Consider the following 23,839-nt stretch of genomic DNA (forward strand, 5'->3'; position numbering starts at 1 on the left):
ACGCCCGGGGCTTCCCCCGCGGCCCGTCAGGTCAACCGCGGCCGGTTCTTGGCGTCCGCCGTCCGCAGCGCCCGGCCCAGCTCCTCCCGCAGCTCGTCCACCACCGGCAGCCCCCGGTACTGCGCGGTCAGCCGGTACATCTCGCGCAGCCGGTCCCAGGTCCGGTGCGAGGAGTTCTGGCCGATCAGGTTCATCACCTTCTTGGCCTGGAACTGCGCCGCGTCCGGCTCGCCGGTGATCAGATGCACCGAGGCCAGGGTGATCCGGTCGAACAGCGCCGACCGCAACTGCCCGGTGCCCTCCCGCAGGGTGATCACCCGCTCCGCGTGCCGGCGGGCCTCGGGAGCCGCCCCCGGGTCGTGCTCGGAGAGCGTGCGCAGCACCAGGGCCTGCATGCCGCGCAGTTCCGCCTCGTCGAACACCTGCATCCACGAGGGCGGTGGCTCCGGCGCCTCCTCGCCGAACAGCTCCTCGGCCTCCCCGAGCAGCCGGTAGGTGTCCTGGGAGTGCCCGATCGAGGCGTGCGCCCACGCCTCGACGGTGTTGAGCATGGCGCGCGTTCTGGGCGCCGGCCGCCCACCGGTCGCCTTGGCCGCCGCCATCAGCTCGAGCGCGTCGTCGGCCCGGCCCAGGTGCACCATCTGCCGTGCGGCCCGGGAGATCGCCTCGCCGGCCCTCGGCCGGTCGCCGGCTTCCTTGGCCGCGTCGGCCGCGATCATGAAGTACTTCTGGGCGGTGGGCTCCAGGCCCACGTCGTGCGACATCCAGCCCGCCAGCACCGCCAGGTTGGCCGCGACCAGCCACAACCGCTGCTCCACCGCAGGCTCGTGCCGGTGCGTCAACAGGCCTCCGACCTCGTTCAGTTGACCGACCACCGCCTTGCGCTGCAAGCCGCCGCCGCGGGCCGCGTCCCAGGCCCGGAACACCTGTACCGAGTGCTCCAGCGACTCCACCTCGTCGAGCCCGACCGGGCCCGCGTCGTACACGTCCACCGCCGGGTGCGCTCCGCTCCCGGTGACCACCTGTCGTGGCCCGGGGACGGAGGCCGCGTACGCGACCGCGTCCCCGGACAACCAGCCCTTCAGCGAGTCGGCGATGACCGCCCCGGCCGTGAGCGCCGCTCCGGCACCCACCAATCCACGTCGGTTCAGCATGAGGTCCATTCCCGTGAACTCGGTGAGGACCGCGGCTGTTCGATCCGGCGACCATGGCACTGCTGCGGACGCGTCCGCCCCGGACCTGGTGGGCCGGTGTCGTTCCAGACCGAGGTCCTCAGTGGTGACGACACGGCCGAGCCGCTCCGTGAACACGGCCGCCAGCACCCTCGGCACCGGATCGCGCGGGATCTCCCCCTGCTCGATCCAACGCCGTACCCTCGACGTGTCGGTGGACAGCTGCAGCTGCCCCATCGCGGCACCCCGACGGTTGACCAGCCGCGCCAGCTCGCCCTTCGACCATCCGGTCAGGACGAACAGATCGGCCAGTCGGGTGTTGGGTTCCCTACTCAACGAAGCCCCCAGGTTCCTCGGCTGATCCGAGGCTAGAGGCTCCGGCGAGCACCGGGCGAGCATTCGCCACCGTTCGCCAGGGCCCGCCAGACTACAAAGCCAGTGCCCGACGGGTGTGTTGTAGGGGTGCGCCACCTCGCCCCCCGGGTCGGGCGGCGTCCCACCAGCGTCGGGACTGTCCCCCGACGGTGGTACGGGACGCTCCCGGTCCTCACCCGAGGGGGTGGCGCGGCCGGGTGGCGCGGGAGCGCCGGGCACGGCCACGGCAGTCCGGCCGACCGCATTCCCCAGGGTGCGGACGGCCGGAACAACACCGCCGAACAGGGGTTCCCACCCCGCGTCCGTGCCCGGCGCCCGCGCACCACCCACCCCACCGCAGAACGTACGCGTGAAGCACCGCACCCCACGACGTACCGCACCACCCGCAGGGCCGCCGTCACGCCAGGAAGCACACGGCACCGGCCCTCCCCCGCCCCCGCGGGGCAGCACCCGCCGACGGACCGGAAGGGACCACCCTCACCCCATGTACTCCTCAGCGACGACCCCCACGCCCACCGCGGCCCGCCCCGCGCTGCGCCCCCCCGCCGCAGCCGTCGGCCGCACCGGCCCCAGGGCGGTGCCCCCGGCGAGCCGGCCCTCGGCTCCGCGCGGCACCGAGGGCCGGGCCACGGACACCCGGGTCGTCCCGACCGGCCGTACGGCGCTGGGCCCCGCCGGCCGCACCGCGCTGGGCCTGCGCGGCCCCGACACGGGCATGCCGGCCGGTGGCCGGATGCCGCTGGCCCGGCAGGCCGACGGCCAGGTGCTGCGGGCCCGGCGGCCCGTCCAGCCCGGCGGCCCGGAGCGGATCGACCCCTCGGCGCTCCAGACCCCGGCGGTCCGGGCGGCGCTCGCCAGTGTCGCGCGGATATGTCCCGCGTTCACCCCGCGCCAGGTCCTGCGCGAGGGCAGCCGCCACATCCTGGTGGCGGGCACCATCGGGCGGGCCCCGGTGGTCGCCAAGTGCCTGGCGCCGCAGGCGGTGCGGAGTGAGTACTTCGAGCAGCTGGTGGCCGACTTCCACCACGAGGTGGCGGTCTACCGGGCGTTCGTCCGGCACCGCCCGCCGGTGCGGCTGCCCCGGCTGGTGGCGGCCGACCACGACCGGTGCGTGCTGGTCATGGAGCGCGTCCCGGGGCGCCCGGCGGCCCGCGAGCGCCACCCGGTCAACGCGCCCACCCCGGGCGAGGTGCGGGCACTGCTCACCGCGGTCCGCACGCTCAACCTGTGGCGGCCGCCGACCGACGTCTTCCAGCCGCGCCTGGACTACCAGTTGGAGATCGCCCGCTACCACTCGGTGGGCCAGCTCACCGACCGGGACGCCGGCGACCTGCGCGGCCTGCTGCACGGCCTCGGCAACACCCCGCTCCAGCTCTGCCACGGCGACGCCCTGCTCAGCAACATGCTGCTGGCGCCGTCAGGACCGGTGCTGGTCGACTGGGAGCAGGCCGGCTGGTACCTGCCCGGCTACGACCTGGCGGTGCTCTGGAGCGTCCTGTCCGGGGACACCGCGGCGCGCCGCCAGATCAGCCAACTCGCCCAGAGCGGCGGCACGATGGCCCGGGACGCCTTCCTGGTGAACCTGGTGCTGGTGCTGATGCGGGAGATCCGGCTGTACGACGTGCCGGGCGCCGGCGAGGAGCAGCGGATCATGATCCGCCGGCTCTACGACGACGCGGCGCTCGCCCGCCGCGCCGTCCGCGCCGCGGTCGGGACCCGCTGAGCCGCGGGGGTCCGACGACGGTCCCGCGGCTCAGGGCCTCACGGCCGGGCGCCCCGTTCCAGGGCGGCCCGGCCGGCGGCCTCCAGCACGGTCTCGTCCGGTGCCAGGTGCACCCGGCTGCTGAGCACGTCCCGCAGGTAGCGCTCCAGCGGGTGGCGCCGGCTCAGGCCGGGGCTGCCGGTGAGGGCGACGGCCTGCTGGACCACCGCCGTCGCGGCCCGGGTGGCCAGCAGCTGGGCCGGTCCGGTGCGGGCGACGGCTTCCGGCTCACCCCGGTCCACCCGGGGGGCCAGGCCCTCGACCAGTTCCTCGGCACCGATCAGCTGGGCCTCGATCTCGCCGAGGGCGGCCCGGTAGCGGGGCAGGGTGCCGAGCGGCTCGGTCAGGTTGGCCGGGGTGCGCTGGTTGAGGAAGCGGATCAGCCAGGCCTCGGCGGCCCGGGCGACGCCGATCGCCACCGCGGAGAGGGCCAGGTCGTGCCAGGCGCGGGAGAGTTCGGCCTCGGAGGGCTCGGAGGGATCGGACGCTTCGGAGGCCCGGGACGAAGAGGCCCGGGACGATTCGGCCCCGGAGTCGGCTCCCTGACGGCCCGTCCGGCGACCGGCCGTCAGGCCGAGCGCGAGGTCGCCCGGCACCCGGACCTCGTCCAGCACGACGTCGTGACTGGCACTGGCCCGCAGGCCGAGCTGGTCCCAGGTCGGGTCGATCTCCAGGCCCTCGCTCTCGCCGCGGACCAGGAAGGTGCCGATCCTCGGCTCCTCCTCGTCGGTCCGTGCGGTGACCGCCATCCAGGCGAGCGCCTCGGCGCCGGCGCAGTACGTCTTACGGCCCGTCAGCAACCAGTCGTCACCGTCCCGGCGGGCGACCGTCGCGGGCAGTTCGCCCACCCCGGTGCCGGGCTCGGCCCGCAGCGTGTTGACCAGGACCGGGCCGCGCCGGGACTCGGCGAGCAGCCGCCGGTAGCCGGCCGTCGGCCAGTCGGCGCGGCGGGCCTGCTCGGCGTGCCGGAGCAGGGTGAAGGCGGTGACCACGGCCACCGAGGCGTCGCCGCAGCCGAGTTGGGAGAGCACCCGGACGGTGTCGGCGAGCGTTCCGCCCGGACCGCCGTACCGCGTGGAGACGGTGAGGGTGAGCAGTCCGGCCTCGTGGACCGCCTCGATCCCCTGGTACGGGAAGGTCGCGTCGCGGTCGTGCTCCTCGGCGCGGGCCGCCAGCAGGTCGACCACCCGGGGCAGCCCGGCGAGGGCGGCCCGGATCGCGGTGCGGTCGGGCACGCGGTCGGCCGTGCCGGCGGACGCGGAACCGCCGGATGCGGAACGGGTGGGCGTGGAACCGGTGGATTCGAGATGGCCGGATTCGGACCGGTCGGAATCCGCCGACGGAGCGGCGGTCCGGGAGCGGCGCCCGGCGGAGGCCGTCGTGGCCGGAGCGCTCCCGGGCGAACGATCGGCGGCGGAGCGGTCGTCGGCGGAGCGCTCCGCGGACACGCGGTCCTCGGACGAACGATCGGCGGTCGAACGGTTGGCGGCGCGGGTCGTCATGGTGCTGTGCCTCCGGGCGGGCAGCGTGGGCTCGGCGAATGCGGGCGGCACGCCGTACGGGCGCGCGGTACCGGTGGGCGGCCCCGGAGGCCGACTCACGGCCGCCCCTGGTTTCGGCGCCGACCGGACAACCCGGCCGACCGCCCGCCGCCGGGGAAGGAATCCCCCTCAGCGGCCCGGACACGCCGCGCTGGCGGTCCGCCGCAGGTCCAGATGCCTGCGACGGGTCAGCAGCGGAAGACGGCACGGCATGTTCGCGACTGTACGAACCGTTGATCGATACCGTCAAGCGGCGCCCGCCCCCCGGACGGAGCCGGTCGGAGTCGGCTGGAGCCGGGCGGCTCCGCCGGGATCAGCCCTGCTGGAACATGTCCGCCGGGAGCGGCTTCAGCAGCTGGTACAGGTCGTCCGAAATCGGTCGGTCCCAGGAGGCGATGGTGACCAGGACGCCGTCGCTGCGGCCGAACTGGGCGCAGAACACGCGTTCCTCGCTGACCTTGACCTTCTTCACGATCAGCAGGTCGTCCCCGAGCATGACCGGGAAGTCCTCGGCCGAGACGAACTCGACCGGCTCGTCGTTCTCCAGCGCCGCGAGCAGCTGACGCACCTCGAACGGCACGTCGTCGCCGGTCTCCCGGGCGGGCGAACCCTCGGGGAGGTTGCCGATGAACATCGCCGGGCCTCTGCCGCCGAACAGGTCGTAGCGCAGGAAAATCCCCTGGCAGGAGCCGTCCGGGCCGGTCATCATGGCCGCACCGAAGTCACCGGGCCAGTCGCCCGGGTCCATCGCGAGCACGTCGAAGTCCGGGCCGGCGGGCTGTCCGGAGCGACGGCGGAGAAAAGACATGGGAACATCGTACGTGCCCGGCACACCACGCTCGCGAGGTGGGTGGGGCACCGCCGAGGGGCGGCCGGGAGATCGACGCTCAGAGACCAATGTTGACTCTGAGCAACCGTCCGGGCTACGTTCGGTTCAGCACGACAGCCGTTCTGGGTTTCACCCTCCGGGGGGACGGCATGTCGCAACGCGGCCCTACACGCGTTTCCCTCACCGTGCACTTGTCGTGCCGAACTGCCGAGCACCCAGCTTCGTCGTCGCACACAGCACAAACACAAGCCAACAGTTCCATGCACCACAAGCCAGATCTGCGGGGCCCCGGCCCGTCGCTCCCGTGGATCTGCTCGGGACGCCGCCGCGTGGGGGCGTGCGGGTCCCGAGCACCGGTGCCGTCATCCGAGTCGCTCTCGGGTTCGGCGCCAAACCTCCCGGCGACTGCCGGCCCCATCGTGGGGCCGGGACCGGCCGACGCACCCCCGGTGCGCAGGGGATGACTGGGAGGATGGCCTGGCAACTGCCGGGCCGCACAGCAGGCGCCGTGTCTGGCCGCGTGGGGGCGGTGGGCACGGCGTCTGCCCGTGCTCTTACTCTGAGCTGCGTTTGTCTAACAGTCAACAGAAATTCTGACGTGGCACGCTCAATGGATCATCACTTGTGATGTTCGGACCCGAAAGATCGCCTGCGGAGCGGACCCTCGTCGGTCGGGGGTCCGCTCCCGCCGTGAACGGCCCGGCGCGCCGCCTCAGGTGAGGTCGAACTCGCCGTCCCGGGCGCCGAGCACGAAGGCCCGCCACTCGCCCGGCGTGAAGACCAGGACCGGCCCGTCCTCCTGGCGGCCGTCCCGCATCCCGATGTACCCGTCCACGAAGGCGATCTGCACATCCCCGACGCCCTGACTGCTGCACAGCCACTCCGCGCCGGTGAAGTCCACCTTGGGCTTCCCGTTCCGCGCCAGCTCCGGCTGCGCCACGCCGGCCTCCGTGTCCGTCCCGCTGTTGGATCCCACTTGACCGATCTCCTCCCGACGGCATTCCGGGGCCAGCCTAGCCACACCGCCCGGCCCCGGTCAGCGGGTTGACGAGGACTCCCACGAGCGGGGACGAGCACGGCCGGAGGAGGGGTCGAGGCGTGTCCCGACCGGCGGGGGCGGCGGGCAGCTGCCAGAGTGCTGCCAGGGCGCCGCCCGACGACCTTCCCGACCCGGGGCCTCGGGGAACCCGGAGGCCGTCGGCGGTTCCACGGAGGCCTGGCCGCCGCCGTGCGGCCCCACCGAGCCGTCGGGCCCGAATACTGGATTCGAACGCTTTGTCTGATGGTCCGAGCTGTCTGACGGTCCGAACTTTCCACCCACCGATCCGCTCAAGGGAGCAGCCGATGAGCCGCCGGGACGGCACCCGCGCCGACGTCATCCCCATCTCCGACGCCCCCTCGGCCCATCCCCCGGCACCCCGCACGCCCCACTCGCGCACCCCGCTGCCCCGGCCGACCCCCGCCCGGCCCGCCGCGCACGGGCGGGTCGGGATCGTCCTGGTCTCACACAGCCAGGAACTGGCCACCGCCGTACGTTCCCTCGCGCTGGTGTTGACCGGATCCGACTCCCCTGCGCCGATCGCGGCGACCGGCGGCGACCCGTCGGACGGGCCGGGCATCAGCGCGGTCCTGGTCGCCGCCGCGACCCGCCGGGTGGACCAGGGCCACGGCGTGGTGGTGCTCGCGGACCTGGGTCGGGCGGTCACCACCGTCCGCGCGCTGCTGTCCGAGGCGGACGAGCACGGGCTTCCGTTCCCGGTCCGGTTCGCCAACGCGCCGTTCGTCGAGGGCGCGGTGGCCGCCGCCGCGACCGCCACCGCGGGCGGGGACCTGGCCGCGGTGCTGGACGCAGCGGAGGAGGCCTACCGGCAGTACAAGAGCTGAACGGCGTGGGCGGGCTCGGGGCCGTGGGCGGGCTCGGGGCCGTGGGCGGGCAGGTGTGGCGCGGGGCGCGGGCTCAGGGGCGCTCCTTGCCCTCCCAGATGAAGACCACCGGGCCCTCGCACTCCAGCGCGTGGCGCAGCCGCTCGTGCTCGCTCTCGATCATCGGCGGCAGCTCGTCCAGCCCGAACCAGCCGACCTCCAGCGACTCGTCGTCGTTCACCCGCGCCTCGCCGCCGACCGCGCGGCAGCGGAAGGTCAGCACCAGGTACTGCGTCACATCGCCGTTCGGGTACGTGACCTGCGGCGAGACCGTGACGGAGGCGAGCAGCTCGGGCACGACCACCACCCCGGTCTCCTCCTCGCACTCGCGCACCACGCCGTCGGCGGGCTGCTCGCCGGGGTCGAGGATGCCGCCGACCGGAGCCCATCGGCCGTCGTCGGCTCGGCGGGCGAGCAGCACCCGGTCACGGTCGTCCAACACGACGGCGACGACGGCGCTCAGCCAGAGCGGACGGGTGCCGACGACGGCGCGGAGTTCGGCGAGGAAGGGGGGAATGGCCATGGGGCGCAGCCTAGCGGGGCGGCTCAGGGCCGACCCGGAGCGCCCGGCCGCCGTCGGGCCGCAGCAGGGCGAGCACGGTGAGCCCGAGGATGCGCAGGTCGAGCCCGAGCGAGCGGTGCTCCACGTACCAGAGGTCGAGCTCGGCCCACTCGGGGCGACTGAGCGGGCGGGGTGTCCGGCTGCGACTCAGCGCGTGCAGCTGGGCCCAGCCGGTGAGGCCGGGCCGGACCGCGAGTCGGCCGCGCTCGCGGCGGGAGTAGCGCACCACCTGCTCGGGGCCGGCCGGCCGCGGCCCGATGACCCCCATCTCGCCGCGCGCCACGTTCCACAGCCGCGGCAGCTCGTCCAGGCCCGTACGGCGCAGCAGGACGGCGAGCCGGTCGTCCCCGTCGGTCCGGAAGCGCAGGATCTGGAACTCGCGGCCGTGCCGGCCGGTCCTGGTCTGGCGCTGGAGGACCGGGCCGCCGGTGGTGCGGCGGAGCAGGACGGCGATCAGCAGGGCCAGTGGCAGCGCGACGATCGCGGCCAGGGCGATGACGGCGAGGTCGCCGACGCGTCTCATGAGGTGGCCACGGCACGGTCCGGTCTACCGCCCATCGCTCCCCCTCCGCGGCGCCTCGAGCCGGAAGAACGCATTCACAGTAGAGGCGGGACGTGGCCGCCGTTCCGGGAACGGGGAAAGAAGCGGGGCCATGATTGTCCGACTGGACGATATTCAGTCGGTCTGACCAATTTCGCTCGATTCGCCGTTTCGGAATGCCGAGGGCGATCGACGCTACGAGGTGGGGGCGACGGCCGGGGGAACCCACCCACCGAACGGCCGGTACCCGGCCGAGGTGTTCTCAGAGCGCGGCGCGGCGCCGGTCACGCAACACGCCGAAGGCGATCCGGCCGAGCAGCAGGACTCCGGCGGCCAGGCAGCCGGCCACCGCCATCGCCCAGGCCGGCCCGTCACTGTCCGGCACGAACACGGCCACGACGATACCGAGCGCCAGGCAGGCCAGGCCCACCAGGGTCAACGGGAGCTGGTAGGTGACCAGGGCTCCGCCACTGCACGCGCGAGCCATCCGGGAGGCCCCGTGAAGGTGGAAGGGGTCACGGTCCGCATCTGCCATGAGCCCAAGGTACCCCGGGGCGGCGCGGGCGGCAGCCCGCAGGGAGTGGTCATTCGAACGCGCTGTGCGACCGGATGATCCGGGCAGGTCAGGGGCTCGCCGGGGCCCCCGCGAAGTGTGTCCGAGACGTCTGCACGGGCATTCCGGCTCCACAATCAGTCCACGAAAAATCCTCGTCCCCCCGGCACAACCATCCGTCCGGCGCAGCGGTCTCAATGGCATTGAGTGATCCAGGAGCCGTTCGAGGGACGGGTGTGAACCCCCCACCGAGAACAGGAAAGTCCAGGAGCGGAGCCGCCGCCCCTGGAGTCGGAGGCCGGGCTCCGTCCTCCGGCGGTACCGCCACGCCGCTCGGCGAACGAGGGGGAACCGTGCCGCAGTCCCAGTCCACTACATCGATCTCCATGGCCCGCGCCCGGCCGGCACCCGGCGTGCGCGCGCTGCCTCCACCCGTCGCCTGCACGGCGGACCGCCCGCACGGCGGGCGTCCGCGCGGAGGGCATCCACAGAGCGAGCTTCTTCACGGCGAGCATCGCCACGGCGCGCACCGGGACGGCGCGCACGGGGATGGAGCGCACGGGGATGGAGCGCATCGGGACAGCGCACGCCGGGACGGCGGGGGCCGCCACCGGACGGCCGTCGACACGGAACAGCAGGACGCTCGGGGCGAATGGCTGCGGTTCGCCCCCGTCCAGCCGCTGTTCCGGGCCCGGGCCGCCCAACGGCTGGCCGTACTCGCCTACCACGGGGTGACCGACCACCGCTCCTTCGGCGCCCAGCTCGACCGCCTCCAGCGGCTCGCCACACCCGTCTCGCTCGGCGCGGTCCTCCAGGCCGTGACCGAGCGGCGGCCCCTGCCGCCCCGGAGCGTCCTGGTCACCTTCGACGACGCCGACCGGAGCGTGCTCACCCACGCCCTGCCGGCCCTCGACGCCCGGGGGATTCCGGCCACCGCGTTCGTCATCTCGGAGCTCATCGGCACCGAACGGCCGTTCTGGTGGCACGAGGCCGACTTCCTCGCCCGGCACGGGGGCCGGGCCCGCTCACTCGACTGCGGACACCCCTCCCAGCTGCTCCCGCGACTCAAGGCCATGCCGGACCCGGACCGCCGGCGCAGCCTGCACGAGCTACGGGTCAGCGCCGACCGCCGGCCACCCCGACAGGAACAGCTGACCCCGGCCGACCTGCTCGCCCTGCGGGACGGGGGCGTCGCGATCGGCAACCACACCCAGGGGCACCCCTGCCTCGGGCGCTGCGACGACGACACCGTGCGCAGCGAGATCACCGGCGCCCACGAGGCCCTCACCCGCTGGCTGGGCGAACCGCCGATCGCCTTCGCCTACCCGGACGGCGGCCACGACGTCCGCGCTGAAACCGTCCTGCAGGAACTCGGCTACCGCCTCGGATTCCTCTCCGACCACCGCCTGGGCCCCCGCCTCCCCTCACACCCTCTCCAGATCAGCCGCCTCCAGGTCGACTCCACCACCAGCACGCGCCGCTTCGACACGATCCTCTCCGGCCTGGAACCCGCCTACCGCCGCTGGCGCCGCCAAGCCGTCGCCTGACGTACCCCACCGCGCCGCACAGGAAGTCGACCCGTTCGACTTCCTGTGCGCCGTGGCGCCGCCGACCCACATGCGGGCAGATCTACGCGCATAGAGTCGTTTGTCACGGCTACCCCAGCCGGAGAGGCCGGATCGCCGAGTGCGCAGGAAGTCGGCCAAGTCGACTTCCCCCGCAACACCCGGGCCCGTAGTGGTCGGCCTCTGCGGCGGGTCAGCCGATGAGGGTGGCGAGGGTGCTGCCCTGGGGGTAGAGGGCGGCGGCCGGGGGGAGGGTGGCGGGGACGCCGGCGTGAAGGACGGTGAGGGTGCCGGTGCCGGTGCGGGTGGGGTCGGCGACGCGGCGGAGGGCCTGGGCGGCGACGGCGTCGGCGGACCCGTACAGGGTGAGCGCCGGGGAGGCGGTCGGGGCCACGGCGGCGCGGATGCGGTCGTCGACGAGCTCGTAGTGGGTGCAGCCGAGCACGATCACGTCGGTACCGGCCGGCGTGCGGGAGGCGGCATCGGCGATGGCGGCCGTGACGGCCTCGTCGTCGCCGTGCTCGACAGCGTCAGCGAGGCCCGGGCAGGCGACCTCGGTGATGTCCGCCGAACCGCCGAAGTCACGGATCAGCCCGCGCTGGTAGGCGCTTCCGGTGGTGGCCGGGGTGGCCCAGATCGCGACCCGACCACCCCGCACTGCGGCGGGCTTGATCGCCGGAACGGTGCCGATGACCGGCAGCCCGGGCTCCAGTTCGTCCCGCAGGGTGGCGAGCGCGTGGACGGACGCGGTGTTGCAGGCGATCACCAGCGCGTCGGGCTCGAGGGCGGCGGCGGCCCGGCAGCAGCCGAGGGCCAGCTCGGTGACCTCTTCCGGTGTACGAGGCCCCCACGGCATCGAGGCCGGATTGGAAGAGAGCACCAGATCCACGTCCGGGCGCAGCTTCCGAAGGGCGGCGGCGGCGGCCAGCAGGCCGATTCCGGAGTCCATCAGTGCGATCTTCACGGGTCAAGACTTTAGTCGATCCGCCCGCCGGGCCCCGTTCTGCGGCAGACTGCCGGGGTGACCGTCCTGCTGTGGATCGCCGCGTTCTCCCTGCTGGTCTGGCTCTGGCTGGCGTGCTGCCACGGCTCGTTCTGGCGCACGGACGTTCGGCTGCCGCCGCGCCGCCCGCCGGTCCGCTGGCCGCAGGCGGCGATCGTGGTGCCGGCCCGGGACGAGGCGTCGGTGCTCCCGGTGAGCCTGCCGACGCTGCTCGCGCAGAAGTACCCGGGGCGGGCCCGGGTGATCCTGGTCGACGACCACAGTTCGGACGGCACCGGCGCACTCGCGGCGGAGCTGCGGACGATCGACGGCCTGGAGCTGACCGTCACCTCCCCTCCCCCGCTGCCGCCGGGCTGGACCGGCAAGCTGTGGGCGCTGCGGCACGGTGTGGCCCTGGCCGGTCCGGACGTCGAGTACCTGCTGCTGACGGACGCCGACATCGCGCACGGCCCGGATTCGCTGGCCGAGCTGGTGGCCGCCGCCGAGAGCAACGGGCTGGACCTGGTGTCCCAGATGGCCCGGCTGCGGGTGGAGACCGGCTGGGAGCGGCTGATCGTGCCGGCCTTCGTGTACTTCTTCGCCCAGCTGTACCCGTTCCGCCGGAGCAACCGTCCGGGCGCCCGGACGGCGGCCGCGGCCGGTGGCTGCTCGCTTGTGCGGCGCGGGGCGCTGGAGCGGGCGGGCGGGGTGGCGGCGATCCGCGGTGCGGTGATCGACGACGTGTCGCTGGCCCGGGCGGTGAAGTCCACCGGCGGTCGGACCTGGCTCGGCCTGGCCGACGAGGTGGACAGCGTGCGCCCGTACCCGCGGCTGGAGCAGCTGTGGCGGATGGTGTCGCGCAGCGCGTACGCCCAGCTCAGGCACTCGCCGCTGCTGCTGCTCGGGACGGTGTCGGGGCTGGCCCTGGTGTACCTGGTGCCGCCGGTGGCGACGGTGGCCGGGCTGGTGGCGGGAGCACCCGCGGTGGCCGCGGCGGGCGGGGCGGCGTGGGCGCTGATGGCGGGCACGTACCTGCCGATGGTCCGGTACTACGGGCAGCCGGCCGCGGCCGTGCTGCTGCTGCCGTTCACCGCGGCGCTGTACCTGCTGATGACGGTGGACTCGGCGGTGCAGCACTGGCGCGGTCGCGGCGCGGCGTGGAAGGGCCGGACCTACTCCCGGGCCTGAGGAACCCCCGGGGATCCTCCCGAGAACCCCCACCCCCCTACGGAACCCGCTGCGGGGCGGGCCGCCCCGATCCATACTGCTCGAATGGACCGTCAGCAGATCTCCCGCCTCGCCCACGCCCGTCACCCGATCGCGGCTCCGCTGGCGGACGAGTCGGTGGCCCGGCTGCTGGACCGCGCCATGGCCGGGACGGAGCAGGGCCTGGCGCTGGACCTGGGCTGCGGCGAGGGTGCCTGGCTGATCCGGGCGCTGGCCGCCGGACCGGGCTGGCGGGCGGTGGGCGTGGACCTGGACGCGGCGGCGCTGACCCGGGCCCGGGAGGTCGCCACCGCGCTCGGCGTGGTCCGCCGGATCGGCCTGCACCACCTGGACGCCCGGGAGTTCTCCTCGAAGGAGCGCTTCGACCTGGTGCTGTGCGTCGGCGCCACCCACGCGTTCGACGGTCTGCCGGCGACGCTCGCCGCGGCCCGCGAACTCCTCTCCCCGGGCGGGAGGTTGCTGGTCGGCGAGGGGTTCTGGCAGCGCGAACCGTCGCGGGCGGCGCTGGACGGGCTGGGCGCGGAACGGGAGGACTTCGCGGATCTGGCGACGACCACCGACCGGGTGCTGGCCGACGGCTGGACGCCGCTGTTCGGGCATGTCAGCACCGAACAGGAGTGGGACGACTACGAGTTCTCCTGGACGGGCTCGCTGGCCGAGTGGGCCCTGGACCACCCGGACCACCCCGGTGCGGCGGCCGCCCGCGAGGCCGCGGACCGGCACCGCACCGGATGGCTCCACGGCTACCGGGGAACGCTCGGCTTCGTCACCTACCTGCTGCGCCGCGACCGAGGCGAGTGAACGCCCTGCGGTGACCGGCCACTTCCCGTTCGGCGTGAGGAAGCGGAGCGAGGAAGTCGACGCGAAGGAGTCGACGCGAGAGCTCAGTGGTGGTTCTTCGCTTGCTCCTTCTGCACCAGCTGGTCGAGCACCTCGGGCATCGCCGCGACGCCGCCGGCCTGGGTCGGCGAGGTGCGGTACTCGCCCTGGATGACGACCGTCGGCAACTCGGCGACGCCGTAACGGGTGAAGGCGGCGGCGGCCTCGTCGACCGACCCCGTCACCTCGGCGGAGCGGTACGCCCGGCCGAACGCCTCGGCGTCGACGCCCTGGGTCACGGCCCAGTCGGTGGCGGTGGCCTCGCTGGTGACGTCGCGCCCCTCGTTGTGCACGGCACGGAAGGCTCCGACCTGCAGGCGGTCGACCAGGCCGAGGCGCTCCAGCGTGAAGTACAGCCGGGCGTGGCCGCGTTGCACGGCCTCCTCCCGACTGCCGGGCCAGATGGCCGGGATGCGGCGCAGCACGACATCGGCGTGGTGCTTCTCCGCCCAGGTCTGCAAGGGCTGTTCGAGCGCCTGGGAGTGGCCGCAGTCGTACCAGAAGAACTCGGCCGCCTCGATCCGGGTGCTGTCGCGGACCGGTTGCGGGTGGTCGAGCCTGACGAACTTGGCACCCTGGTGGGGGAATTGGTGGGTCATCGCGCCGGCCTGGACGGGGGACGCGGCGATCCCCACGGCGACGGCGAGCAGGACGGTGGACCGCAGCAGCGACTTCGAGTTCATCACACCGGGCAGTGTGCTGGCGGCGGTCCGTTACCGGCCGGTTCCCGCGGTACGGGCCGCGCCGGATTCGCCCGAACGGCGCACCCCCGCCGAGCCTGTTGACGGGGCGGACCACCTGCCGGGGCAAGGTGGCGACACTGGTCAGCGGGTGCCTTCCGGTCCCGCCGTCCACACCTCGGCGACCAGTTGCTGCCAGGCGTCCACGACGGCGCCCAGCTCGAAGTGTTCCAGCGCGTGCGCCCGGGCCGCCGCGCCGAGGCCCGCCCGGTTGACCGCCAGCACCTTGCCCAGTGCCTCGGCGAGGGCGAGCGGGTCCCCGGGGGCGACCAGCGCGCCGGTCGCCCCGTCCCGGACCACCTCGCGCACCCAGCCGACGTCGGTGGCCACGGCGGGTACCCCGGCCAGCGCCGCCTCGATCAGGGCACCGGGTACGCCCTCGCTGTCGCTGGTCAGCAGCAGCGCGTCGGCGGCCCGGTAGAGCGGGGCCGGGTCGGGAAGCGGGCCGAGGAAGTGGGCGCGCGCGGCGGCCGGGTGCCGGGCCAGCGTCTCGCGCAGCGGTCCGTCCCCGGCGACGGCCAGGCGGACGTCGGGCAGCCGGTCGAGCACGTCGAGGGCGAGGTCGAGTCGCTTCTCCGGAGCTATCGCCCCGATCCAGGCGACCAGCAGCACGTCGGCCGGCAGGCCCAGCGCGTGCCGCGCGGCGCGCCGGTCGTCCCGGCCGTCGGCGGGCGGATAGCTCTCCGCGGCACGGGAGTTGGGGATCACGTGCACTTTGCCCTCGGGCAGCCGGAACTGCTCCTCCAGGACGACGCGCGCCTCGTCGGTCAGGGTGGTGACGGCGGCCGCGCGGTGCATCAGCGCGCCGCCACGCACCCGGCGCAGCCGGTTGGCGGTCCAGTAGCGCGGGTGGCCGACCGAAACGTAGACGAAGGGCGTACGGGTTCCGGCCAGCGCGAGGGCGCAGGCGGCCAGGGTGTCCGAGCCGTGGGCGAGCACCACGTCGGCGGCGCGCGCGGCGGCGCGCAGCGCCCGCAGGGTGCTCGGGTGCAGCCGGCCGGGGCCCAGTACGGCGGCGGAGCGCAGCGCGGCGGCGGCGGAGCAGTCGGCGGGGGTCAAGTCCGCGGCCCCAGGGGCCGGATCGGCGGACTCCGCGCCCTGGTCTGCGAAGTCCTGGCCCCCGGAGCCCCGGCCCGCGTGATCCCGGCGCCCGAAGTCCCGACCTCCGGAATCCCGACCTCCGGAATCCCGGGCCGCCCCGGCGGGGCAGACGTGGTTGGCCGGGTGCGGGGCGAGGGCGCACAGTTCGGAGGACTGCCCCCGACGACTCAGTTCCCGGTGGAGGTCACGGGCGAAGTTCTGTGCGCCGCCACGGCGTGAGTCGCTGATCAGATGCAGGACACGCGGACGGTTTCCGGCCGGATCGGCCGACGAGTGGTCGGGCATGGACCGACCTTGGCACAGTGCCCCGCCCGGTACATCCCCTTCGCGCAACCTGATGGTGGCCCATCCGCCCGCGCTTGTACACCCGATGTGCGCCACAGGGCCGCCGTCGTGCGCCGGATGCGACCGCCGCGCGCCCCGTCTCACCCCCTGCCGCGCTCCGTTTCACCCCGTCGCGCCGGGTCGGCGCCGTCCGGGATCGTCGCGTGCCGGTGTCAAATGCCGCGTCGCTCCATGGACTTGGGTCGGCTGTTCGACGGGCGAAAGGCCGGTACGCGGAGCGCCCCAGCCCCGCCCGGCCCGTGACGGCGGGGCCCGGCGGCCGTTACCCGGTTCGGGTGAACGCGGTTGGACCTCGGCCCGGACCGGTCGGCAGGATGTCCGGCCGGGGCGGCACCCGCCGTGCCGCCCCATCTCCCCCTGCCCCGTACTGATTTGGAGTCGCCCCGGTGTTCAAGGGATTCCGTAGCTTCCTGCTGCGCGGAAACGTGGTGGACCTCGCGGTCGGCATCGTGATCGGCGCGGCCTTCACCGCCGTCGTCACCGGGTTCGTCAGCGCCTTCCTCACCCCGCTGGTCGGCGTCGCGTCCGGTGCCGTCGGCGACTTCACCCAGAAGACCTTCGACGTGGCCGGCACCCGGTTCCCGTACGGCCTCTTCGTCAACGCGGTCATCGGCTTCGTCCTGACCGCCGCCGTCATCTACTTCGCCGTGGTGCTGCCGGTCGGCAAGCTCCAGGCCCGCTTCGAATCGGCCAAGCCCGCCCCGGCCGTGAAGGTGGACTGCCCGGAGTGCCTGAGCTCCATCCCGGCCGCCGCTACCCGGTGCTCCTTCTGCACCTCCGAGGTCGCCAAGCCGGGTCTGCCCGCACAGGCCCAGGCGCTGCAGTCGCACTGACCACGGGAACCGGGCGGACGCCGGGCCGTCGCCCGGTCGGCACCGGACCCGCACCGGGCCGACTGCGCAGGTCGCGGGCCCTGGTCGAACCTCCCGGGGAAACTGACGGGGACTTTATTCCCGAAACATTCACGAGCCCCCGTCGCCCCCACGGCGGGGGCTCGAACGCGCCCGCGCACGCCTGTCCGGAAAGAGTTTCTCCGCAGGGCCCCCGACCGTCCACCGGCCGGTCACCACAAGGCCTTCCGCAGCCTCCTTCCGGCCACTGTTCGATCACTGACGGGGCGCCAAGGTTGTCCGGAACCGGACGCCGGAATGTCCGGCTTTCCTACTTTCGAGACCTTTGTGCGAGCGAAGACTGTGTAAACACTCGAACTGCTCCCCCTCCCGCTCTCCTCAGCAGGCGCGTTGTGGGCTTACCGTATGCCCCATGACCTCGCCCCGCTCCTACGACGGAGTCGGCTACCCCTCTCCGTCCTTCTCCTCCGGAACGCCGATCTACGACAGCCTCGTGGCTGAGCGCGGCGTCCCCCAGATCGCGCCCATCAACGTGCCGGCCGCCCTCCCGCCGGCACTGTCCTCCGGTTACGGATCCGGCCTCGGCCAGTCCCACGAGAACCGGTACGGCAACGGGTACGAAAGTGCCGGCAGCAACCTCCCCGCGCTGCCGCCCGCCCGCCTCGCCCTGGGCCCCGGCCCGAGCAGCGGTCCCTCCGCCGGCCCCGCCACGGCGTACATCCCCGCGCAGCCCGCGCCGGCGTACGCCGCCCCGCAGCCGCCGGTCCCCGGCTACGGCTCCCCCCAGCCGTACCAGCGACCGCAGACCGGCACCCCGGCCTTCACCCAGTCCACCGGCAGCGGCTACCAGCCGACCGGCGGCCAGAGCTTCGGCGGCCAGAACACCTTCATCGGCGCCCAGGGCGGCCAGCAGTCCTTCGGCGCGCAGCCGGCCGGCGGTCCGGGCGGTTTCGGCCAGGGCCAGCCCGCCGCTCCGCAGGGCTTCGGCGGCCACCAGTCCTTCGGCGGCCCGACCGCCGGCGGCCCCGGCTTCCAGGGCCAGGGCGGCGAGCAGTCCTTCGGCGGCGCCCAGCTGCGCCCGGCCATGGCGCCGGTCGCGCCGGTCCGCCCGATGCAGCCGCAGCGCCCGGGCGGGTACAACGAGCCCGGCCAGTTCCAGGGTGGCTACCAGCCGCAGGGCCAGGGCTACTGAACCGCGGCTGACGCCCCGAGGCCGTCCCCCACGCGGCCCGCACCCGCACCACCTGAGCAGCACCCGGCGCCCCCGTACGCCGGGCGAACGGAGAAACGGGTCATCCACGGACCGCCCGGCACGCCCCCCACGGCGTCCCGGGCGGTCCGTGCGCATACGGGGCCCCTGACCTGCGGGCCCGGGCCGGCCGGCTGGCAGGATGGAGGAATGCACCTCACCGGACTCCACGTCCATCCCGTCAAGTCGATGTACCGCCTGAGCCCGGAAAGCGCCGTGGTCCACCCCTGGGGTCTGGCCGGAGACCGCCGCTGGATGCTCGCCGACGCGACCGGACGGTTCGTCAGCCAGCGCGAGAACCCGGCCCTCGGACAGATCCGGGCCGCACTGCTGTCCGGCGGCGTCCTCGCCCTGACCGCCCCCGACGGCTCCCGGATCGAGGTCCCCGCCCCCGCCGTCGCGTCCGGCGACGCGCTCGCCGACGTCGAGGTCTGGGGCACCCGCTTCCACGCCGCGCAGGCCGCCGAGGAAGCACACCGGTGGATCGCCGAGCACCTCGGCGACTACCGCCTGGTGTACCTGGACGACCCGCGCGCCCGGCCGGTCGACCCCGAGTACGGCGCGGCCGGCGACCGGGTCTCGATGGCCGACGGCTTCCCGCTGCTGCTCACCACCACCGCCTCGCTGGACCGGCTCAACGAACTGATCGCCGCCGAGCACCCCGACGGCCACGAGACCCTGCCGATGGAGCGCTTCCGCCCGAGCGTGGTGGTCGGCGGCGCCGAGCCGTGGGCCGAGGACACCTGGCGCCGGATCCGGATCGGCTCGGTCACCTTCAAGGTGGTCAAGCCCTGCGGCCGCTGCGTGGTCACCACCACCGACCAGGAGACCGGCGAGCGGCGCGGCAAGGAACCGCTGCGCACCCTGGCCAAGCACCACCGGCTGCTGAACAAGGCCGCGTTCGGCCAGAACCTGATCCCCGAGCGGCCGGCCGGGGTCGAGGGCGACGCGCTCGGCACGCTGCGGCTGGGCGACGCGGTCGAGGTGCTGGAGGACGGGGCGCACTGGCCCGCCGACGGACGCTGAGGGCATCGGCGGACGCTGCGGGCATGGCTGGGCGCTGCGGGCATTGGCGGGCGCTGAGGGCATCGGCGGACGCTGCGGGCACGGCTGGACGCCGAAGACACGGGCGGACGCCGGGCGCACGGGCGGGCACCGGGCGCGTGCCGTGCTCCGGAACCGGCGCGTCCCGGACGGAACCACCGCTGTGCGCGCTCGTTGAAACAAGTGGTCGGAACCTGTGGCGGCGCTGAGCGCTACCGGTGTCCGCGCGACCGCGGACGGCCGGACCACCCACGTGGGCGCGCTACGGTGGGCGGGCGGCCCGCGCACACCCGCGCGTTCGGCCCGATGATCGCCGGCTCGACGAAGGTGGGGACGACAGACCGTCATGGCTGAGCACAGGGTCCGGGTCACCCAGGACAGCGCATCCCGCTGGCGTCGCCGCGCGGGCGAGTACGACACGCTCGCGGAGGCCCTGGCCGCCGCCGAACCGGGCGACACCGTGACCGTCCGGCCGGGCACGTTCCGGGAGAACGTGCTGCTGGACAAACCGGTGACGATCGTCCCCGCCCAGGGCCCGGGGACGGTCCGGATCGACCCGCCCTCCGGGGTGGCCCTCACCGTGACCGCCGCCGCGACCGTACGCGACCTGGTGGTCGAGGGCGGCGACAGCTCCACCCCGGCCGTCCTGGTCACCGGACCGGAGGCGGCCCCCGCCTTCAGCGGCTGCCGGATCGAGACCCGCTCGGCCACCGGGATCGAGGTCGCCGGCGGCGCCCGGCCGACCCTGCGCGGCTGCGTGGTCACCAACCCGGGCGGGCTCGGACTGCGACTGCGCGGCGCGGACACCGCCGCCGCCTTCGAGGACTGCGAGGTCGCCGCCGCCGGCCAGGCCGGACTGGCCGTCCTCGGCGGCGCCACCGCGGCCCTGGACCGCTGCCGCATCCACCACGCCTCCGGCGCCGGAGTCCTGCTCTCCGACCCTGGCAGCGCGGCCGAGCTGACCGGCTGCGAGATCTACGAGATCCGCGGCAGCGGCGTGCAGGCCGACGCGCAGGCGGGCGGCCGGCTGGTCGACTGCGAGATCCACCGGGTCACCGGCAACGGTCTGACCCTGGACGGCGAGGCCGAGCTGGTGCTCACCGGCTGCCGGGTGCACGACCTGCCCGAGAACGGCGCCGACCTGCGCGGACGCGCCCGGCTGAGCCTCGCGCACAGCACCGTCAGGGACTTCGGGCGCGGGGCGCTGTCCGTCTGGGACCAGGGCACCGAGGCCGTCGCCGAGTCCTGCCAGATCCACGGCTCGACCGGCGAGTACCCGGCGCTGTGGGTCAGCGACGGCGCCCGGCTGACCCTCACCGACTGCTCGCTGCACGACCTGCCGGACGCCCTGTTCGTCCTCGACCGGGACTCCGCCGCCACCGCCGAGGGCTGCTCGTTCAGCCGGATCCGCAGCTCGGCGGTGTCCGTCAGCGGCGGGGCCACCGTCTCCCTGGCCTCCTGCCGGGTGCAGGAGGCGGGCACCGGGCTCTGGTTCCGCGACCACGGCAGCGGCGGACTGCTCACCGACTGCGAGATCTCCGACGTGGCCACCGGCGTGATCGTCACCAAGGGCGCCGACCCGGTGCTGCGCGACTGCACCGTACGGGCCAGCACGGACGCCGGGGTGTACGTCTCGGCCCAGGGACGGGGCACCTTCGAGGACTGTCGGGTCTCCCAGGGCAAGGGCTTCGGCTTCCACATCATCGACGGCTGCCGGACCCAGCTCACCCGGTGCCGGGCGGAGCACAACCAGCGGGCCGGGTTCGAGTTCTCCGAGCCCGGTCCGGTCACGGAGGGGTGCATCTCGGACGACGTCGCGGCCGCTCCGGTGCCGCCCGCCCCCGCCGCTCCCGGTGGCGGGGCGGGGCCCGGGCTGGGGGCAGGGCCGGCGTCCGGACGCGGCCCGGGGCTGGGGGCGCCGTACGGGTCCACCGACGTGCCGGCGCCGCGGACGGCCCAACTGACCGCGGCAGTCTCGGCGTTGGCGACGTCCGGGGCCGCGTCGGCGATCTCACCGATCCCGGACTGCCGCCCGGCCGAGGAGGCGCTCGCCGAGCTGGACTCGCTGGTCGGGCTGGCCACCGTGAAGCAGGAGGTGCGCACGCTGATCGACCTGATCTCGGTCGGCCGGCGCCGCCGCCAGGCCGGGCTCAAGGCGCCCTCGCTGCGCCGGCACCTGGTCTTCACCGGGGCACCGGGCACGGGCAAGACCACCGTCGCCCGGCTGTACGGCGAGATCCTCGCCTCGCTCGGGGTGCTGCAGCGCGGGCACCTGGTCGAGGTGGCCCGGGTGGACCTGGTCGGCGAACACATCGGCTCCACCGCGATCCGCACCGCGGCCGCCTTCGACCGGGCGCGCGGCGGGGTGCTCTTCATCGACGAGGCGTACGCGCTCGCGCCCGAGGACGGGGCCCGGGACTTCGGGCGCGAGGCGATCGACACCCTGGTCAAGCTGATGGAGGATCACCGGGACGAGGTGGTCGTCATCGTGGCGGGCTACACCGCCGAGATGGAGCGCTTCCTCTCCGCCAACCCCGGTGTCTCGTCCCGCTTCTCACGCACCATCGGCTTCCCCGACTACACGGCGGACGAGTTGCTGGAGATCGCCCGGGCGCAGTGTGCCGAGCACGAGTACGCGCTCTCCGAGGAGACGGAGCAGGCGCTGCTGGAGCACTTCGGGGGGCTGGAGCGCGGATCCAACTTCGGCAACGGGCGCACCGCGCGGCAGGTCTTCGAGACCATGGTCGAGCGGCACGCGGTGCGCGTCGCCCACCTCACGGACCCGTCGACGGAGGAGCTCCAGTTGCTCGTTCCGGCCGACCTGCCGGCGGCACCGCTGCCGTAGGGCCCACGGTCGGGGAACTCGCCCACCGTGCCGGGCCGTTGAGGCGGGCATGGGTGTACTGCTGACGGGGGCGGCGGGCGGGTTGCTGCTGCCGGCCGGACTGGTCGTGGTGTTCTTCCTCGGCGCGGTGGTGCGGCGGCTGCGCGCCCGGCCGGTGGCGGGATCCGACGGCGGGCGCGGCGGTGGACGTGTCGGGGGGCGTGTCGGGGGGCGCGGCGCGGGTGCGACCGCGACGGAGGAACTGCACGCGCTGCTCTACCCGGGCAAGCGGGTGCAGTTGGAGCAGCGGCGGGTCGAGCTGGTGCTGCGGGACGACGAACACGACGGCGCTCCGAAGCTTACGGGGATCGACCTCGCGGGCGGCCGGGCGGTGATCCGGCGGGTGGCGGGGTGACGGGGTGACGGGTGGCGCGTGACGGCGAACAACGAACAGCCGACGGATAACAGCTGACAGAATCTGAAATCTGTCATCCGTCAGCTGTCATCTGTTACCTGTCGGCTGTTATCTGTCCGCTGTCATCTGTCAGCCGGCACCTGTCCGCGGCCCGCCCCTCGCGTCACGCCGTCCAGATGCCGTCGGCCAGGAAGGACTCCAGCGCCGCCCGGTAGGGCGCGATGTCGATCCGCTCGCCGGCCAGCCAGTCGTCCGAGTAGTACTTGTCCAGGTAGCGGTCCCCGGGGTCGCAGATCAACCCGACCACGCTGCCCGTCCGCCCGGCCTCCCGCATCTCGGCGACGATCCGCAGCGCGCTCCAGAGGCCCGTCCCGGTGGAGGCCCCCGCCTTCTTGCCGAGCACCTGCTCCAGCACCCGCACGGCGGCGATCGACGCGGCGTCCGGCACCTTCATCATCCGGTCGATCGCCCCCGGAACGAAGCTCGGCTCCATCCGCGGCCGTCCGATGCCCTCGATCCGCGAGCCGCTCTCGCAGACGGCGCCCGGGTCGTGGCGCACCCAGCCGTCGTAGAAGCAGGAGTTCTCCGGGTCCGCGACGCAGATCCGGGTGTCGTACTGCATGTAGTGGACGTACCGGGCGATGGTCGCCGAGGTGCCGCCCGTCCCGGCGGTGGCCACGATCCAGGCCGGCTCGGGGTGCGGCTCCAGACGCAGCTGGGCGAAGACCGACTCGGCGATGTTGTTGTTGCCGCGCCAGTCGGTGGCCCGCTCGGCGTAGGTGAACTGGTCCATGTAGTGCCCGCCGGTCTCCTCGGCGAGGCGGGCGGAGGCCTCGTAGACCTCGTCCGAGCGCTCGACCAGGTGGCACTCACCGCCGTGGAACTGGATCAGGTCGATCTTGGCCTGGCTGGTGCTCTTGGCCATCACGGCGATGAACGGCACGCCGACGAGTTGGGCGAAGTACGCCTCGGAGACGGCGGTGGAGCCGCTGGAGGCCTCGATCACCGGCTTGCCGGGCCGGATCCAGCCGTTGCAGAGCCCGTAGAGGAAGAGCGAGCGGGCCAGGCGGTGCTTGAGCGAGCCGGTCGGGTGGGTGGACTCGTCCTTGAGGTAGAGGTCGATCCCCCACTCCGCGGGCAGCGGGAAGCGCAGCAGGTGGGTGTCGGCGGAACGGTTGGCGTCGGCCTGGACCTTGCGCACCGCCTCCTTGAGCCAGGCCCGGTACTCCGGGTCGGAGCGGTCGACGTCGGCGGTCGGCTCGATGCCGGGCTGGGTGCTCATGGTCGCTGTCTCCCTCGTGGTGACCCCCCAAATTGCTCACTACGAGTGTATGAGAGTCACGATAAGTAACCGTTTTC

General features: G+C 74.0%; 22 protein-coding genes. 10 read left to right on the top strand and 12 right to left on the bottom strand.

Annotation, left to right across the window (positions count from 1 at the left end; all coding sequences use genetic code 11):
* Window positions 1-26: 26 nt before the first annotated feature.
* The gene (locus ACZ5OX_RS36350; protein ID WP_465636143.1) at window positions 27-1,508 is read right to left on the bottom strand and encodes a DNA-binding protein NsdB; all 1,482 of its coding nucleotides are present in this window, start codon (window positions 1,506-1,508) and stop codon (window positions 27-29) included.
* Window positions 1,509-2,262: 754 nt separating this feature from the next.
* On the opposite strand from ACZ5OX_RS36350, the gene ACZ5OX_RS36355 reads away from it, so the two are divergent.
* Window positions 2,263-3,270 (top strand): aminoglycoside phosphotransferase family protein, encoded by a 1,008-nt coding sequence (locus tag ACZ5OX_RS36355; RefSeq protein WP_392921060.1) that lies wholly within the window; start codon window positions 2,263-2,265, stop codon window positions 3,268-3,270.
* A gap of 38 nt (window positions 3,271-3,308) precedes the next feature.
* Here ACZ5OX_RS36355 and ACZ5OX_RS36360 read toward each other — a convergent pair whose 3' ends face one another.
* The 4 genes from ACZ5OX_RS36360 to ACZ5OX_RS36375 form a co-directional block, all read right to left on the bottom strand.
* Window positions 3,309-4,544 (bottom strand): acyl-CoA dehydrogenase family protein, encoded by a 1,236-nt coding sequence (locus ACZ5OX_RS36360; RefSeq protein ID WP_465636145.1) that lies wholly within the window; start codon window positions 4,542-4,544, stop codon window positions 3,309-3,311.
* Between the two features lie 435 nt (window positions 4,545-4,979).
* Window positions 4,980-5,063: a putative leader peptide gene (locus ACZ5OX_RS36365; protein WP_350526312.1), complete on the bottom strand. Its 84-nt coding sequence runs from the start codon at window positions 5,061-5,063 to the stop codon at window positions 4,980-4,982.
* 100 nt (window positions 5,064-5,163) lie between these two features.
* Entirely contained in the window at window positions 5,164-5,658 is a 495-nt protein-coding gene (locus tag ACZ5OX_RS36370) for a hypothetical protein (RefSeq protein ID WP_030058989.1), read from the bottom strand.
* A 733-nt stretch (window positions 5,659-6,391) separates the two neighbouring features.
* Window positions 6,392-6,619 (bottom strand): DUF397 domain-containing protein, encoded by a 228-nt coding sequence (locus ACZ5OX_RS36375; protein ID WP_449792105.1) that lies wholly within the window; start codon window positions 6,617-6,619, stop codon window positions 6,392-6,394.
* Window positions 6,620-7,023: 404 nt separating this feature from the next.
* On the opposite strand from ACZ5OX_RS36375, the gene ACZ5OX_RS36380 reads away from it, so the two are divergent.
* On the top strand, window positions 7,024-7,563 hold the full coding sequence (locus ACZ5OX_RS36380) for a PTS-dependent dihydroxyacetone kinase phosphotransferase subunit DhaM (RefSeq protein ID WP_465636147.1): 540 nt from the start codon (window positions 7,024-7,026) through the stop codon (window positions 7,561-7,563).
* Window positions 7,564-7,636: 73 nt separating this feature from the next.
* Here the strand turns inward: ACZ5OX_RS36380 and ACZ5OX_RS36385 are convergent, their stop codons facing one another.
* From ACZ5OX_RS36385 to ACZ5OX_RS36395, 3 genes are all read right to left on the bottom strand, one after another.
* The gene (locus tag ACZ5OX_RS36385; RefSeq protein WP_465636149.1) at window positions 7,637-8,125 is read right to left on the bottom strand and encodes an NUDIX hydrolase; all 489 of its coding nucleotides are present in this window, start codon (window positions 8,123-8,125) and stop codon (window positions 7,637-7,639) included.
* Window positions 8,126-8,135: 10 nt separating this feature from the next.
* A complete protein-coding gene (locus ACZ5OX_RS36390; RefSeq protein ID WP_465636151.1) occupies window positions 8,136-8,687 on the bottom strand; it encodes a sugar transferase in 552 nt (183 codons plus the stop codon).
* 280 nt (window positions 8,688-8,967) lie between these two features.
* Entirely contained in the window at window positions 8,968-9,240 is a 273-nt protein-coding gene (locus ACZ5OX_RS36395; RefSeq protein ID WP_465636153.1) for a hypothetical protein, read from the bottom strand.
* A 749-nt stretch (window positions 9,241-9,989) separates the two neighbouring features.
* On the opposite strand from ACZ5OX_RS36395, the gene ACZ5OX_RS36400 reads away from it, so the two are divergent.
* Window positions 9,990-10,805 carry a polysaccharide deacetylase family protein gene (locus ACZ5OX_RS36400; RefSeq protein WP_465636154.1) on the top strand — a complete coding sequence of 272 codons (816 nt, stop codon included), beginning with the start codon at window positions 9,990-9,992 and terminating at the stop codon, window positions 10,803-10,805.
* 211 nt (window positions 10,806-11,016) lie between these two features.
* On the opposite strand, the gene ACZ5OX_RS36405 is transcribed toward ACZ5OX_RS36400, so the two are convergent.
* Complete coding sequence (locus ACZ5OX_RS36405) at window positions 11,017-11,787, bottom strand: glutamate racemase (protein ID WP_465636156.1); 771 nt, start codon at window positions 11,785-11,787, stop codon at window positions 11,017-11,019.
* 57 nt (window positions 11,788-11,844) lie between these two features.
* Between ACZ5OX_RS36405 and ACZ5OX_RS36410 the strand changes: the two genes are divergently transcribed.
* Window positions 11,845-12,993, top strand: coding sequence for a glycosyltransferase (locus tag ACZ5OX_RS36410; RefSeq protein WP_465636158.1), 1,149 nt, complete (start codon window positions 11,845-11,847; stop codon window positions 12,991-12,993).
* A gap of 84 nt (window positions 12,994-13,077) precedes the next feature.
* Window positions 13,078-13,833: an SAM-dependent methyltransferase gene (locus tag ACZ5OX_RS36415; RefSeq protein WP_465636160.1), complete on the top strand. Its 756-nt coding sequence runs from the start codon at window positions 13,078-13,080 to the stop codon at window positions 13,831-13,833.
* Between the two features lie 83 nt (window positions 13,834-13,916).
* On the opposite strand, the gene ACZ5OX_RS36420 is transcribed toward ACZ5OX_RS36415, so the two are convergent.
* Window positions 13,917-14,594: a thiol:disulfide interchange protein DsbA/DsbL gene (locus ACZ5OX_RS36420; RefSeq protein ID WP_465636215.1), complete on the bottom strand. Its 678-nt coding sequence runs from the start codon at window positions 14,592-14,594 to the stop codon at window positions 13,917-13,919.
* 141 nt (window positions 14,595-14,735) lie between these two features.
* Window positions 14,736-16,037, bottom strand: a complete 1,302-nt coding sequence (locus ACZ5OX_RS36425; protein WP_465636162.1) for a glycosyltransferase family 4 protein — start codon at window positions 16,035-16,037, stop codon at window positions 14,736-14,738.
* Window positions 16,038-16,483: 446 nt separating this feature from the next.
* Here ACZ5OX_RS36425 and mscL point away from each other — a divergent pair, with 446 nt between their 5' ends.
* The 5 genes from mscL to ACZ5OX_RS36450 all read left to right on the top strand — a co-directional run bounded on the left by mscL (window position 16,484) and on the right by ACZ5OX_RS36450 (window position 22,480).
* Window positions 16,484-16,930: a large conductance mechanosensitive channel protein MscL gene (mscL, locus tag ACZ5OX_RS36430; protein WP_465636164.1), complete on the top strand. Its 447-nt coding sequence runs from the start codon at window positions 16,484-16,486 to the stop codon at window positions 16,928-16,930.
* 430 nt (window positions 16,931-17,360) lie between these two features.
* On the top strand, window positions 17,361-18,140 hold the full coding sequence (locus tag ACZ5OX_RS36435; RefSeq protein WP_465636166.1) for a DUF6643 family protein: 780 nt from the start codon (window positions 17,361-17,363) through the stop codon (window positions 18,138-18,140).
* Window positions 18,141-18,347: 207 nt separating this feature from the next.
* Entirely contained in the window at window positions 18,348-19,223 is an 876-nt protein-coding gene (locus ACZ5OX_RS36440; protein WP_465636168.1) for an MOSC domain-containing protein, read from the top strand.
* A 364-nt stretch (window positions 19,224-19,587) separates the two neighbouring features.
* Window positions 19,588-22,086, top strand: a complete 2,499-nt coding sequence (locus ACZ5OX_RS36445; RefSeq protein WP_465636170.1) for a right-handed parallel beta-helix repeat-containing protein — start codon at window positions 19,588-19,590, stop codon at window positions 22,084-22,086.
* A gap of 49 nt (window positions 22,087-22,135) precedes the next feature.
* Window positions 22,136-22,480 carry a DUF6191 domain-containing protein gene (locus ACZ5OX_RS36450; protein ID WP_465636171.1) on the top strand — a complete coding sequence of 115 codons (345 nt, stop codon included), beginning with the start codon at window positions 22,136-22,138 and terminating at the stop codon, window positions 22,478-22,480.
* 163 nt (window positions 22,481-22,643) lie between these two features.
* Here the strand turns inward: ACZ5OX_RS36450 and ACZ5OX_RS36455 are convergent, their stop codons facing one another.
* On the bottom strand, window positions 22,644-23,762 hold the full coding sequence (locus tag ACZ5OX_RS36455; protein WP_465636172.1) for a PLP-dependent cysteine synthase family protein: 1,119 nt from the start codon (window positions 23,760-23,762) through the stop codon (window positions 22,644-22,646).
* Window positions 23,763-23,839 lie beyond the last annotated feature (77 nt).

Source organism: Kitasatospora sp. NPDC032121 (genome assembly GCF_055580145.1).